The organism is Paraburkholderia sp. BR10923 (assembly GCF_040948765.1).
In the GTDB taxonomy this organism is placed as follows: domain Bacteria; phylum Pseudomonadota; class Gammaproteobacteria; order Burkholderiales; family Burkholderiaceae; genus Paraburkholderia; species Paraburkholderia youngii.
This window is the reverse complement of record NZ_JBFPKO010000046.1, coordinates 15,263-28,814: the sequence shown is the minus strand read 5'-3', so window position 1 is coordinate 28,814 and position 13,552 is coordinate 15,263. Positions and strand designations below refer to the sequence as shown.

At 64.6% G+C, this 13,552-nt stretch carries 13 protein-coding genes and 1 pseudogene; 1 reads left to right on the top strand and 13 read right to left on the bottom strand.

Annotated features, from left to right (window positions below):
- The 13 genes and pseudogenes from AB3X94_RS38920 to AB3X94_RS38860 form a co-directional block, all read right to left on the bottom strand.
- Positions 1 to 421 (bottom strand): annotated as a pseudogene (locus tag AB3X94_RS38920) (electron transfer flavoprotein subunit beta/FixA family protein); the annotation flags it as partial.
- A gap of 204 nt (positions 422 to 625) precedes the next feature.
- Entirely contained in the window at positions 626 to 1,045 is a 420-nt protein-coding gene (locus AB3X94_RS38915; protein WP_368614308.1) for a PaaI family thioesterase, read from the bottom strand.
- A 68-nt stretch (positions 1,046 to 1,113) separates the two neighbouring features.
- Positions 1,114 to 1,881, bottom strand: coding sequence for an enoyl-CoA hydratase/isomerase family protein (locus tag AB3X94_RS38910; RefSeq protein ID WP_368614307.1), 768 nt, complete (start codon positions 1,879 to 1,881; stop codon positions 1,114 to 1,116).
- Positions 1,882 to 1,905: 24 nt separating this feature from the next.
- The gene (locus AB3X94_RS38905) at positions 1,906 to 2,586 is read right to left on the bottom strand and encodes a 4-carboxy-4-hydroxy-2-oxoadipate aldolase/oxaloacetate decarboxylase (protein ID WP_368614306.1); all 681 of its coding nucleotides are present in this window, start codon (positions 2,584 to 2,586) and stop codon (positions 1,906 to 1,908) included.
- Positions 2,586 to 3,245, bottom strand: a complete 660-nt coding sequence (locus AB3X94_RS38900) for an RraA family protein (protein WP_368614305.1) — start codon at positions 3,243 to 3,245, stop codon at positions 2,586 to 2,588. The genes AB3X94_RS38905 and AB3X94_RS38900 overlap by 1 nt, the downstream gene beginning before the upstream one ends.
- A gap of 43 nt (positions 3,246 to 3,288) precedes the next feature.
- Positions 3,289 to 3,942: an RraA family protein gene (locus AB3X94_RS38895; protein ID WP_368614304.1), complete on the bottom strand. Its 654-nt coding sequence runs from the start codon at positions 3,940 to 3,942 to the stop codon at positions 3,289 to 3,291.
- A gap of 75 nt (positions 3,943 to 4,017) precedes the next feature.
- Positions 4,018 to 5,016, bottom strand: a complete 999-nt coding sequence (locus AB3X94_RS38890) for a protocatechuate 3,4-dioxygenase (RefSeq protein WP_368614303.1) — start codon at positions 5,014 to 5,016, stop codon at positions 4,018 to 4,020.
- Positions 5,017 to 5,054: 38 nt separating this feature from the next.
- The gene (locus AB3X94_RS38885) at positions 5,055 to 6,284 is read right to left on the bottom strand and encodes a CaiB/BaiF CoA-transferase family protein (protein WP_184227114.1); all 1,230 of its coding nucleotides are present in this window, start codon (positions 6,282 to 6,284) and stop codon (positions 5,055 to 5,057) included.
- Positions 6,285 to 6,309: 25 nt separating this feature from the next.
- Positions 6,310 to 6,771 carry a Zn-ribbon domain-containing OB-fold protein gene (locus AB3X94_RS38880; RefSeq protein ID WP_176126015.1) on the bottom strand — a complete coding sequence of 154 codons (462 nt, stop codon included), beginning with the start codon at positions 6,769 to 6,771 and terminating at the stop codon, positions 6,310 to 6,312.
- A 2-nt stretch (positions 6,772 to 6,773) separates the two neighbouring features.
- Positions 6,774 to 7,937, bottom strand: coding sequence for a thiolase domain-containing protein (locus AB3X94_RS38875; RefSeq protein ID WP_176369325.1), 1,164 nt, complete (start codon positions 7,935 to 7,937; stop codon positions 6,774 to 6,776).
- On the bottom strand, positions 7,934 to 9,079 hold the full coding sequence (locus AB3X94_RS38870) for an acyl-CoA dehydrogenase family protein (protein WP_368614302.1): 1,146 nt from the start codon (positions 9,077 to 9,079) through the stop codon (positions 7,934 to 7,936). The genes AB3X94_RS38875 and AB3X94_RS38870 overlap by 4 nt, the downstream gene beginning before the upstream one ends.
- Positions 9,080 to 9,093: 14 nt before the next feature.
- Positions 9,094 to 10,287, bottom strand: a complete 1,194-nt coding sequence (locus AB3X94_RS38865; RefSeq protein ID WP_368614301.1) for an acyl-CoA dehydrogenase family protein — start codon at positions 10,285 to 10,287, stop codon at positions 9,094 to 9,096.
- Between the two features lie 26 nt (positions 10,288 to 10,313).
- Entirely contained in the window at positions 10,314 to 12,467 is a 2,154-nt protein-coding gene (locus AB3X94_RS38860; protein ID WP_368614300.1) for an acetate--CoA ligase family protein, read from the bottom strand.
- A 315-nt stretch (positions 12,468 to 12,782) separates the two neighbouring features.
- Here AB3X94_RS38860 and AB3X94_RS38855 point away from each other — a divergent pair, with 315 nt between their 5' ends.
- A complete protein-coding gene (locus AB3X94_RS38855) occupies positions 12,783 to 13,526 on the top strand; it encodes a GntR family transcriptional regulator (protein WP_368614299.1) in 744 nt (247 codons plus the stop codon).
- Positions 13,527 to 13,552 lie beyond the last annotated feature (26 nt).

Below are 13,552 nucleotides of genomic sequence, written 5' to 3'. Positions count from 1 at the left end.
TCGCCTGCGGCAGGTTCGCCAGCGCGGCGAGCATCTGGCCGGTCTGGTTGGAGTCGTCGTCGATCGCCTGCTTGCCCAGAATGACGAGCGAAGGCTGTTCCTTGTCGACCAGCGCCTTCAGCAGCTTCGCGACGGCCAGCGGCTGCAGGTCTTCGTTCGATTCGATCAGGATCGCGCGATCCGCGCCGATCGCGAGCGCGGTGCGCAGCGTTTCCTGCGACTGCGTCACACCGGCCGACACGGCGATCACTTCGGTCGCGACACCCGCTTCCTTCAGACGCACGGCTTCTTCAACCGCGATTTCGTCGAACGGATTCATCGACATTTTCACGTTGGCGATGTCGACACTCGTGTTATCCGACTTCACACGGACCTTCACGTTGTAATCGACGACGCGTTTGACCGACACCAAAACCTTCATTCATTTTCCTTTGACAATCAAATGAACAACCGAAGTTGCCCGAATGCTGGCGCCAGATCTCAGGCCATCCGGCTCAGTCATCACGATGACGGCCTCTGGAACGCAGGTAGAAACCTCTGCAACCACCGTAACGGGCACACTCCCCCAACCACAATGGCGCTACGATGCGACCGGTTCAGGCGTCTCAGCCGAGCAGCGCTGAAATCAGGCGACCAGATTGACCGCCGTTGCCGTCGCGAGCAGCTTGTCGTCCTGCCAGAGTTCGCCCTCGACATTGACGACGCGCGAACCCTGACGTACGAGGCTCGCGCGGCCGGTAATCAGGCCAGCCTTGCCCGGGCGCAAGAAAGACACATTCAGGCTCAGCGTCGCGCAATGCTTGTCCTCGCGGAGCGAGGCCATGCACAGCAACGCAGTGACGTCGTCGAGCATCGCCGCGAGCATTCCGCCCTGAACCTGCCCGGCAGGATTCGCGAATGCAGGCAAGCCCTGATATTCGCATTCGATGCGGCCCGCCTCGATATCGACCAGGACAATCCTGTTGCCGAGCGTGGTGCTGATCGGCGGTGCCGCGAGTTCGCCTTCCATGATCTTGCGTATGTACGGATGGATCGCTGCAATCATTGCCAGTTGAACCCCGAAAAAAGATCGGGCGCAACACGCGCCCTCGATAAAAATGCGTCCAGCGCCTCTCAGCGCCCCTTGAATGCGGGCGCGCGCTTTTCCTGCCAGGCCAGCGCACCTTCGCGCAGATCGTCGGACGCATCGGCGCGGGCCAGATCCTGCGCGTAATCGACAGCATCGAAGCGACCCGCCCCGATGCGCGTCAGATGCTTTTTCATGCCGAGCAGCGCGAGCGGCGCCATGCCACCCAGTTGCGCGCCCAATGCGCCGGTCACCTCTTCCAGACGCGCGGGTTCGACCACCTCGTCGAGGAAGCCGCAATCGCGCATCTGCCCGGCATCGAAGCTTGCGCCCGTGAGCAGCAGACGCTTGGCCATGTTCACGCCAAGCCGCGAAACATAGCGGTGCAGGCCGCCCTGATAGAACAGCAGGCCGAGCTTCGCGGCCGGCACAAACATCTGCGAATGCGTGACGCCATAGCGAAAATCACAGGCCAGTGCGAGATCCGTCGCGCCGCCATAGACGCCGCCGTTCACAGCAGCGATCGTCACCGGCCGCGCGGTTTCCAGCTCTCCCGCGAGGGCCTCGAAGGCTTCGCCGATATTGCCGGCGCCGACGCAGTGGATATTGAAGCCCGAGCAGAAATGCCTGCCCTCGGCGCGCAGATGCAGAACGAGCACGTGCTCCATCGCATTCACTTCGCGCAGGTAGCCGCGAATCGTCTCGAGATCGGAGAACTCAAGGCGGTTCGCGACCTGTGGACGGCGCAGCGTGATGACGGCCTCGCGGCCATTGACCACCAATTCCGGCGCCTGGCCCGGTGCCATCTCGCTCATTGCCATCTCTCCTGTATGTTCGATTCAGTGAAAGCCGTAGATCTGCATCGTGGTCTCTCCGGCCTCGATGCGCTTGCAGATTGCCGCTTCATCGATTTCGCGCTGCGCGGCTTTCGCGACTACTTCGGACGCACGAGCACGCGGCACCGCAACCACGCCGTCGCGGTCGCCGACGATCAGGTCGCCGGGCTCGATCGTCGTGTTGCCGAGCAGCACCGGCGCATTGAGCCAGCCGATCGCGCCATAGTCCTTGCCCGTGCCGCGAATCGACAGACCGCGTGAGAACACCGGGAAGCCGATCTGTTCCAGCAGGTCGGCATCGCGCACGCAGCCGTCGATGACGAGGCCCGCAAGACCACGCACCTTGGCCGCCGTGGTCATGACCTCGCCCCAATAGCCATGATCGTACGCACCGTTCGCGTAGACGACGAGTACGTCGCCCGGCTTGGCCGCGAGGATGGCACGGTGCAGCCAAAGGTTGTCACCGCCCGGCGAATGCACGGTGAATGCCGTGCCGCAGATCCGGAAGCCCGGCGCGACCGGCCTGATCGAAGTCGGCAGCACGCCGATCTTGCCGCCGGCCTCGTGCAATGCGGCTGCCGGCACGTTGCGCGCGGCTTCGACGACCTGCGCGTCGACGCGCTCGAAATCGGTGCGAATCGTCGTCGACGAATCGTGTTCCTTGACGTTGTTCGTGGCGCTCATTACTTCCCCTTGGTCTGCAACTGGTGGTACTTGAACTGCCTGCGTGCCTCGTCGAGACGCATGCCGCCACGGCAGGCCTCGCGGATCGCTTCTTCAGCGTTGTGAATCGTTTCGGCAGCCTCGAGCACAGCGTCCTCATGCTCGCGCGGAATCACGATCACACCGTCGGCATCGCCGCGCAGCAGGTCTCCCGGCGCGACACGCGCCTCACCGATGTTGACCGGCACGTTCACGGCTTCGACCTGCACGCGGTCCTTGCCAGTGCGCATCCAGTGGTCGCGGCTGAACACCGGGTAGCCGAGCTTCAGGCACAGCGCGACGTCGCGGCACACTCCGTTGATCACGGTGCCGGCGATGCCGCGGCGGTGCGCGATCTCGGTCATGATGTCGCCCCACACGGTGGCGTCTTCACGGCCGTTGTTGTCGAGCACGACAATGCTGCCGACCGGCACGTCGTCGATGAAGTCGCCCACGGTGCCCGGCGGGTTCGAAGGCGGACCGTATTTGATCGTGTAGGCGCGGCCGGTGGTGCGAAAATCCGAGCTGCGGGGCTTGATCCTGTAGCACTGGCCCACGATGCCGAGCTTGTCGAGTGCGTCGGAAAGGGTCGCCGTGTCGAGCTTTGCAGCGCGCTCGACGTTCTTGTCCTGAGTCGTCATGGTATGGATTCCTGCGTATTTCCTGCGTTTGTCCAGATGCCGCTTACTTGAGCATATGCTCGTAGTTGCCGCCCATCACCTGCCCGACCGGCGTGCCGGCCAGAATCGCCTTGGCCATCGCGGCCTCCTTGTTGACGATCATTTCGGCAACTTCCAACACGGCTTCGATGTCGGCTGCGCGAATGAAAATCGCGGCGCTGTTGTCCGCCACGACGTAGTCGCCGGCTTCCACGCGAACGTCACCGATCTGCACCGGAATATTCGTGCCCTTCTCGACCACGCGGCCGCGCGCGGTGCGAGCCGTCGTCGAGCGGCTGAACACGGGCAGTTCGTAGGCAACGGCTTCGTCGATGTCGCGCACCGGGCCGTCCGCGACCACGCCGGCCACGCCGCGCACCTTCGCCGCCAGCGACAGCAGACCGCCCCAGCAACCGGCTTCCACGCGGCTACTCTGCTCAATGACGATCACGTTCTCGCCGTCGGCCTGTTCGACAGCCGTGCAACCAAGGTGCACCGGCGGCCCCGGCGGCGCTTCGCCCGTGCCAAGCTTGACGGTGATCGCGCGGCCCGCGACGCGGCCCGCACCGGCGCGTTGCGGCAAACCGCTCACCACGCCGCTGAGTTTGAGTTTGTCGAGCGCGTCCGAGACGGCGCAGCAATCGAGCCGGCGCAGGCGCTGTACGTTTTGGTCAGCCATGATGTGTTGTACTTTCCTCAAAGAAACTTGCAGTGTCATCCGAGCCCCCGTGCTGAACGGACCGGGCTGCCGGGTTCAGTCGAGCGTATGCCAGGCCGCGAAAGCGAGGCCCGTGCCGGTCAGGGCCGGCGTGCGGTAACCGGGCACGTAGTTGACCCATTCGAGCTCGAGTGACTTCAGTGCCTCTACGCCGATGATCCAGTTACGGATCTCCGAGCTGCCAGCCTGCAACTTCTTCGGATCCAGCGCGGCCAGCCATTCACTGTCCTTGCGGCGGATTGCATCGATGATGCCGGTGTCGAGGTCCTCGTCCACGACGAAGTGCGACAGGCCACCGGAAGCCAGCACGCCCACTCGCAGGTCTTCCGGATAGGCTTCGATCAGCTCGCGCAGCGCCCGGCCGAGCTGGATGCAGCGGCGCGGCGTGGGCTGGTTAGGCGGATCGAACGTGTTGATGATCACCGGAATCACTGGCAGGTCGAGACCCTGCAAATAGCGGCGGTGAATGAATGAGAACGCATGGCCCTCGTACTGGTCGCGCTCGAGACCGTCCATCGCCGCGATGTCGAAATCGCGGTCGCACAGTTCGCGGATCAGCCAGCGCGCCATGTCGGCCTTAACGGGGTAGTGCACGTCGGCATCGGGCTCCTGGCGCATCGTGCGAGCGCGCGCATACCAGTTCGCGTTCGGGCTCACCTCGCGCTTCGCGTTGCGGATCGTGTCGCCATAGTAGATCGCGAATGTAGGGTTGTTGGTCGTGCGAAACAGTTCGGTCTGGTCGTCGCCGACCACGAGCAGCACGTCGAGTTTCGCCGCGCGGATACGATCGCGCACTTCGTCCATGGCGGCTTCGGCCTGATCGTAGCGCTCGCCCATCCTCTCGGCCGACACCATCGCCTCGGAATCCGTCGGGGCGATCTTGAGCAGCGCTTCATAAGTCGTGGGGTTGCCGAGGCGATCGAAGTAATGCGGATTCTTCGGATCGACCTGCTTGAAACCATGCTGCCAGTCTTCGCGCTGGCAAACCAGCATGATGCTGTGCGATGAACCGAATCCGGCGACCAGTCGTGCCATTTCGTCTCCCTCTCTTCAAAACCTGCTGTGAGCGTGCGTCAGACCACGAAGGCCGAGCGCCACTGCTCTATCTGTTGATCGTCGTAGCCAAGCTCGTTCAGGATCGCCTGCGTATGCTCGCCCTGCTCTGGCGCGAGGCGCGGCGTCTGCGCGCGCGGGTAGCGCGACAGACGGAACGGCGTACCGACGAACGACACTTCGCCCTTGCCCGGCACATCGGCCGGCCACGCGACGCCCAGATGCTTGACCTGCGGATCGTCGAATACTTCGTTGACCTTGTAGATCGGGCCGCACGGCACGCCGACCTTGATCAGCAGCTCGGTCCACTCCCGCGTGGTGCGCGTGAGGAACACATCGCCGACCGCCTTGTTGACCGCATCCCGGTTCTCGACGCGGGCAGGATCCGATTCGTAGCCAGGCTGGCCGACCAGCTGCTGCAAGCCGAGCGCCTCGCACAGGCGCCCGAACATCGCATTGCCGATCGCGGCCAGGTTCAGAAAGCCATCGCTGGTCGGGAACACGCCGGTTGGCACCGTGAGCGGATGCTCGTTGCCGACCTGCTGCGGCACCTTTTTGTCCACCAGCCACTGCGCGGCCTGGAAGTCGAGCATCGCGATCTGCGCTTCGAGCAGCGAGGTCTGCACCCACTGGCCCTCGCCCGAAGCTTCGCGCTCGAGCAGCGCGGTCATGATCGCCTGCGCGCAGAAGTGCCCCGAGCACAGGTCTGCAATCGGGATGCCGACGCGCATCGGGCCTTCGCCCGGCTTGCCGGTGAGGCTCATCAAGCCGCCCATGCCCTGTGCGATGGAGTCGAAGCCGGGCCACTTCGCATAGGGGCCATCCTGACCGAAGCCCGAAATGCTTGCATAAACGAGGCGCGGATTGATGGCGCGCAGCGTTTCGTAGCCGATGCCGAGGCGATCCTTGACGTCGGGGCGGAAGTTCTCGATGAAGACGTCCGCACGCTTGACCAGCTCGCGAAGAATCTCGAGGCCGGCCGGGTCCTTCATGTTCAGCGTCAGGCTTTCCTTGTTGCGGTGCAGATTCTCGTAGTCGGCGCGGTTATGGTCACGGCCGCCGATCATGTCGTCGCCGCCCGGCGCGCCTCGCGGAATCTCCAGCTTGATCACGCGCGCACCCATGTCCGCGAACACGCGCACGGCCGTGGGGCCCGCGCGTACGCGCGAGGCGTCGATGATCGTGAAACGCGACAGCGGACCTTTGTGCGGATCGTGGCGGCCGTGCTGTTCCTTGAAATCGGCTGACATGCCGTGTCTCCTCTCTGGATTTCGTTCAGGCCGGCGTGAACATCGGCACTGGATATTCGCCTTCGCTCGGCTTGAAGACGAGCTTTACGCGCTGGCCAACCGAGAGCGCCGCGGGATCGCAGTCGACCAGATTGGTCAGCATCGTCACGCCTTCGTCGAGCGTCACGTAGGCGAGCGTGTAGCGCGCCTCGTCCTTGCCCATCGTACTGAACGAATAGACCGCGCCCAGCCCCTTCGTATCGAACCATTCGGTGTTCGAGCTCATGCAGTGCGGGCAGATGTCGCGCGGGTAGTAATGCGTTTCACCGCAGTCCTGGCAGCGCTTGATAAGCAGGCGCCCTTCCTTCGCGGCGACCCAGAACGGCATGGCCTCGGGTAGCACGCGCGGCGCGTGGATGCGGCGCGGGCCAGCGGGCTTCGCGGCGGGTCTGGCAGCAGGCGCCGCGCCCTGAGCCGGTGTGCCGGTGGTCGATTGGGTTGTGCTCATGATTACTCCCGTTCCATGATCAGCGTGCCCGCGGTGTGACGCGACGCCAGCGCGCCGCCGATACCGTTCGCGAGCGCGATATCGCAATCTTTGACCTGCACGGCCGGATGAGCCTCGCCGCGCAGTTGGCGCACGGCCTCGATCACCTTCGTGACGCCACCGCGGTTCGCGGGATGGTTGTTGCACAGACCACCGCCATCGGTGTTGAACGGCAGCTTGCCGACGCCCGAAATCAGGTTGCCGTCCATCACGAACTTGCCGCCCTCCCCCTTCTTGCAAAAGCCGAGGTCTTCGAGTTGCATGAGCACTGTGATCGTGAAGCTGTCGTACAGCGACGCGTACTTAATGTCCTCCGGCGTGAGGCCAGCCTCGGCGAACGCGGCCGCGCCCGACCACTTCGCCGCCGACCAGCTCAGGTCGATCTTGCCGCCGGCCGCGTGCTTGGGCGCCTCGCCCGTGCCCCGTACCTTGACGAGCGGACGGTTGAGCTTCTTCGCGATCTCCGGACGCGCGACGATCAACGCACCGCCGCCGTCGCTCATCACGCAGCAGTCCAGTCGATGCAGCGGATCGGACACCATCGGCGAATTGACGACGTCCTCGACGGTCACGACATTGCGCAGCATCGCGTTCGGGTTGTGCTGCGCGTGGTGCGAGGCCGCCACCTTGATCCATGCGAGTTGTTCGCTCGTGGTGCCGAATTCGTACATGTGACGCTTCGCGACCATGCCGTACAGATTCTGCGTAGCCGGCCCGAACGGCAGCTCGAACTGCACTTCCGGCGCGTCCGGGTCCGGCGCCTTCAGCGACAGCGCGGCGCCTGCTGCGCGCGGACGGCCCGCTAGCGTGATCAGCGCCACGTTGCAACGGCCGGCCTTGATCGCTTCGGCCGCGTGCGCGACGTGAAGGATCGGCGCGGAGCCGCCGCATTCGGTCGAATCGACGTGGCGAAGCTTGAGGCCGAGGTATTCGGCGACTGTCGTGGTGCCGAGGCCAGGCGCGTCACCGGCGCAGAAGTAGCCGTCAATGTCGTCCTTGGTCAGGCCCGCGTCGTCGAGTGCGCCCTTTGCCACATCGGCGTGCAGGCGCAGCACCGACAGTTCGTCGGCCTTGCGCGTCGGGTGCTCGTAAGCCCCGACGATATAAGCTGCTCCGTTCAGGCTCATGCTTCCTCCTGTGCAAGACGCTGCGAAGTGAAGCGCTGCAGATGCCAGCTCGCGTCGCCATAGGTCATGTTGATCGCGAACATGCGCTTAGCGTAATGGCCGACGCGGCACTCTTCGGTCATGCCCATGCCGCCGTGCAGCTGGATGCCCCATTCGCCCGCTGTTCGGCATGCGTCGCCGACATAGGCCTTCGCCGCCGACACGAAACGGCGGCGCCGGTCAGGATCGTTCCCATCCACGGCCATCGCGGCGGCGCAGGCCATCGACTTGCTCTGTTCGAGCGAGATCAGCATGTCGGCCACCCGGTGTTGAAGCGCCTGGAACTTCGCGAGTGGCGCGCCGAACTGTGTGCGTGTGCTCAGGTGTTCGGACGTGTGTTCGAGTAGTGCTTCGAGCACGCCGACCGACTCCGCCACCAGCGCGGCGTTCGCGCGGTCGAGGGCAGCTTCGATGAGGTCGTGGGCCGCACCGGGCGAACCGATCAGATCGGCCTTGGTCACCAACACATTGGCGAACGTGACGTGCGCGGCTTCACGTGCGTCGATTGTCTCGAAGTTGCGCAGGCTGATGCCGGGCGCCTTCGCGTCCACGAGGAACAGAGTCAGGCCTTGCCTGTCGCCGCGCTGGCCCGAGGTACGCACGGCCACCACGAAGGCACCAGCGATGGCGGCGTCGAACACAATGGTCTTCGTGCCGTTGATCTTCCAGCCGTCGCCGGTTTCGGTTGCTGGCACAGCCAGACGCGTGACGTCGTAACGCGACTCGGCCTCGCTAACGGCGAACGCCAGCACCTCCTCGCCTCTTACCACGGCTTCGAGCCATGTGACCTTCTGTTCGTCGCTGCCGGCCGAGCCGATCAGCGTGGCAGCCGGCAGCCCGCTCGCTAACCAGCCCGCTCCGCCGAGCGCGCGGCCCAACTGCTGCGCGACCAGCATCGTTTCCACCGCACCGCAACCGCTGCCGCCGTGATCGGCGTCGATCACGAGGCCGGTCACGCCCATCTCGGCCAGCCCATGGCGACGCCTGGCGGCAAGTTCGCGGTCCTCGGCGTTGCCACGCAGATGCGCGGGATATTCGCCATCGCAGAAGCGGCGCACGGCGTCTTGCAGCGTGACGTGATCTTCAGTCAGAGAAAAATCCATGTTCGTATTCCGCCTCAAGCATTGAAGAACGCGCGGCTAATCAGATTGCGCTGCACTTCGTTGGTCCCGCCGTAGATCGACGCTTTGCGAGCGTCGAAGTAGTTCGCCGCGACCGCGATCAGTTCGTCCGGGCTCGGGCCGTCGTAGCCGGCTGCATCGAGCATGGCCTGCTCGTCGAACGGCACTGCAAAAGGACCGGCGATTTCTGTCAGGAGTGCGTAGATGCCCTGGCGCAGCTCCGTGCCGCGAACCTTGAGCATCGGCGCCTCAACCGTAGGCACGCGGCTCGACTGATTCGCGCTCAGCATGCGCAGGCCCGTAAATTCGAGCGCCATCAGCTCGACTTCGAAACGGCTGATGCGCGACTGGAGCAGCGGATCGTCTTCGAGGCCGATCCGCTTCGCGAGATACCTGGCTCGGGCCAGCTGCTGCTTGCACGAGCCGATGCCAGCGATACCGGTGCGCTCATGGCCGAGCAGAAACTTGCCGTAGGTCCATCCCTTGTTCAGTTCGCCGACGAGGTTTTCCTTTGGCACGCGCACATTGTCGAGGTAGACCTCGTTGAGGTCGGTACCGCCTTCGAGCATCTTGATCGGGCGAACCTGGACGCCCGGCGCATGCATGTCGATCAACAGAAACGAGATGCCTTCCTGGGGCTTCGCGCTCGGATCGGTCCGCACGAGCGCGAACATCATGTCGCACCAGTGAGCGTACGAGGTCCAGACCTTGTGGCCGTTGACGATGAAGTGCTCGCCTTCATCGTCCGTGGCAAGCACGGCCGTGGTGCGCACCGCCGCGAGGTCCGAGCCCGCGCCCGGCTCCGAGAAACCCTGCGCCCACCAGGTCTCGCTGCGCAGGATCTTAGGGATGTACTTCGCTTTTTGCTCAGGTGTGCCGAATTCGTTGAGCACCGGGCCGAGCATGTTGATGCCGCTCGCCACGATCCGAGGCGCGCCGCCCAGCAGCGTTTCTTCGTCGAAGATGTAGCGCTGCACGTGCGTCCAGCCCGGTCCACCATGTTCTTTCTTCCACGACGGCGCGATCCAGCCCTTCTCGTACAGCAACGTGTACCACTCGACATAATCCTCGCGCTCGATGCGCAGGCCGAGCTCGGCCTTGCGCTTCAGACGCGGTGACAGATTGTTCTTCACGAACTCGCGCACTTCGCTGCGAAATGCCTGGTCCTCGGCGGAGAATTCCAGTTTCATTCGATGTGTCTCCTCAGATCCAGGGCTCAGTGATGGGTCGAGGCGCCCTGAGCGCCGCACACGACGAGCGCGTCGAGCGCGAGCACACGGTCCGGGTAGGCCACCAGCGGGTTGACGTCGATTTCTGTGATGTCGGGGTTCGCGCGCATCTGATCGGCAATCGCCGCCACGGCCTTCGCGACCGCACGCACGTCGACGCCTGCCGCGCCGCGCACGCCTTCGAGCATCGCGGCACCCTTCAGTCGGCCCAGTTCGACCACGATGTCGTCTTCCGACAGGTCGGCCGGCACGAGGCGCACATCCTTGAGCACTTCAATGAAAATACCGCCGAGGCCCACGAGCACGACCGGCCCCCAGTCCGCGTCGCGTTTCGCACCCACGACCAGTTCCAGACCGCGCGGGCCCATCGCTTCGACCAGCGCGCCGTCGAGCACGAGTTCCGGACGATGCGACTTCACGCTCGCATGCAGCTTGTCCCAGCCGGCGCGCAGCGCGGTGGCATCAGCGAGGCCGACCGCCACGCCGCCGACGTCGCTCTTGTGCGGCAGTTCGCTTGCCTGGGCCTTCAGCACGACCGGGTAGCCGATTTCATCGGCGATCTCGAGCGCTTCGTCGAGCGACTTCGCGAGACCTCCCTTCGGCACCGGCAGACCGGCCGCGGCAAGCCAGCCCTTGCCCTGGTATTCGGCGAAGATGCCGTTCGGCGGCACGGCGCCCGGCAGCGGGATCACCTTCGGCGCCTCGGTCCTCGCACGCTCGGCGCGCGCTAGCGATTCACCATATGCAGCCACGCGAGCGCAAGCGCGCAGCGCACGATCCGGGGAGCGGAAGAACGGCACGCCGCTCGCGGCGATCGCGTCCGTGAAGAAATCCTTGAGCGGGTTGTCATCGCCCATCACCACGAGCACGGCGGGTTTCGTTGCACGCGCCAGCGCCGGCACGAGGTGATCGGCCTTGTCGCGCTGAGCGATCGACGGGCCGCCCATGATCGCGAGCACGAGCGAACCGATGTTCGGATCGGTCAGCACCGTGTCGATCAGCTCGCCTATCAGGCCCGGGTTGCGTACACCGATCGTCGTGTAGTCGAGCGGGTTGTCGGCGACGGCGTAGTCGGGCAGCAGTTCGGTCAGCTTCCTGACGGTCGCGTCGGTCAGGCGTGGCAGCGTCAGGCCGATGTCCTCGGCGAAATCGAGCGTGATGTTCTTGACCGCGCCCGAGGCCGTCATCACGGCCGTACCGGCCGCCGGGGGCACCGGGAAGCGGGCCAGGATCGTCGTCGTATCGAACAGTTCGTCGAGCGAATCGACGACCACCACGCCTTCGCGCTGCAGCAGGACACTCGCCGTCGCGTGATCGCCTGCCAGTGCGCCTGTGTGAGACTGCGCCGCCTCACGGGCGCGGGCGCTCTTGCCCGGCATCAGCATCACGATCGGCTTGCCTGCGGCGCGTGCTTCGCGGGCGAGCAGCAGAAAGGTCTGCGGACGACGGATCTGCTCGGCGTAGACCGCGATCGCGCTCGTCTGCGGATCGGCGATGAACCAGGCCAGGTAGTCTTCGATACCGAGGCTGGCTTCGTTACCGGTCGAAACGGTTGCCGTCATCGGTTGGCCACGGCCGATGAACGCGTCGCGCAGGTTCGCGGCCATCGCGCCGCTTTGCGCCACCACGCCCACGCCACGGCGGCCGCCGCTCGGGTACGGCGCCACGGCTTCGAAGGTCACCGGCACGCCGGCCTCGAAGTTCGTGAAACCCATGCAGTTCGGGCCGATCAGCGCCACGCCGCCATCGGCTGCCACACGCGCCAGCTCTTCCTGCTTCGCGCGGCCTTCGTCGCCCGCCTCGGCATAACCCGACGCAAAGATCACGGCTGCGCCGGCCTTTAGCGTGCCGAGCGTGCGCACCGTCTCGAGCACGCCCGACTCCGGAATGCACAGCACGGCCAGATCGATACCTTGCGGCAGCGCCTCGACGCTGCTGACACAGACGCGACCGTTGATTTCCTGGCTGCTGCGCGACACGAGATGGATATCGCCCGCATAGCCGAAGCGCTCGAGGTTCTGCAACACGAAATCACCGAAAGCGCGCGGATCGGCGGATGCACCGACGATCGCGATCGACTTCGGCTTGAGCACACGCTCGACAGGGTGCACGCCTGCGACATCTATAAGGCTCTTGCTCATCTGATCTGACCTGTGATGTTGATTGAACTCGGATCTGGCATACCAGAATCGGCTGTGATGTGATGCATTCTGGCATACCAGAGCAGGCTTCTCAATACACCAGACACTCAAAACCCATCCTGGTACTTTCCCTGGGCGGCGGCGCAATGCGTCCACCGGATCGACGCATCCAATTGAAACATAAGGACTTTATTGCCAGCACCGATGATTGCGAAGGGACGACTGGGATACGCTGGGGCAAACGCCGTGTTGCATACCACAAACTTGTATTGGTATATTTCTCGCAACTTCCAACATACCGAGCGTGGCAACTCAATGAAACTTGCAGCAGACCCCACTCTTGAGCGTAGCGGCGCGGCGGGCGAAGCGCCCGAGCCGCCCGCCCGCGGTAGGGCCAGTCTCGCGAGCGGTATTCGGGCGACCCTGCAGGCCGAAATCGAACAGGGCAAGCTCGCACCGGGCACGTTGGTCGACGAGCGTGCACTCGCGACGCGCTTCAATGTGTCGCGCACGCCGGTTCGCGAGGCGCTGCAACATCTGGCCGCGCGCGATCTGGTCGCGATCTCGCCGCGCCAGGGCATTACGGTGGCCCGCCTGTCTATTGGCAAGGTGCGCGCCATGCTCGAATACATCGGCGAGCTCGAGACACTGTGCGCGCGTTTCGCCGCGCGCCGTGCGTGTGACGAACTGCGCGAGCAACTGGATCATGCGCTTCTGGCATGCCAGCAAGCAGCCGTGGAAGACGACGCCGACCAGTACGCGATCGCCAACGCGCAGTTCCACGAACTGATCTACGAAGGCAGCCGCAACCAATACCTGGCCGAGCAGATCCGCACGGCGCGCCGCCGCTCGGCGCGCTATCGCATGTCCGACCTGCGCAGCCGCGGCCAGATCGCGCGTTCGCTGCAAGAGCACTTCGGCATCGCGCGTGCGATCCAGAGCGGCGACGAAACCAAAGCCGCCGAAGCCATGATGAAACATGTGCCGGCCGGCACCACCGGTTTCTCGGAGTTCCTCGCGGCGGTGCCGCGCCATTTCTTCGATTTGGGCGCGGACTGACACGCGCCCTCCAACACGACTAGACA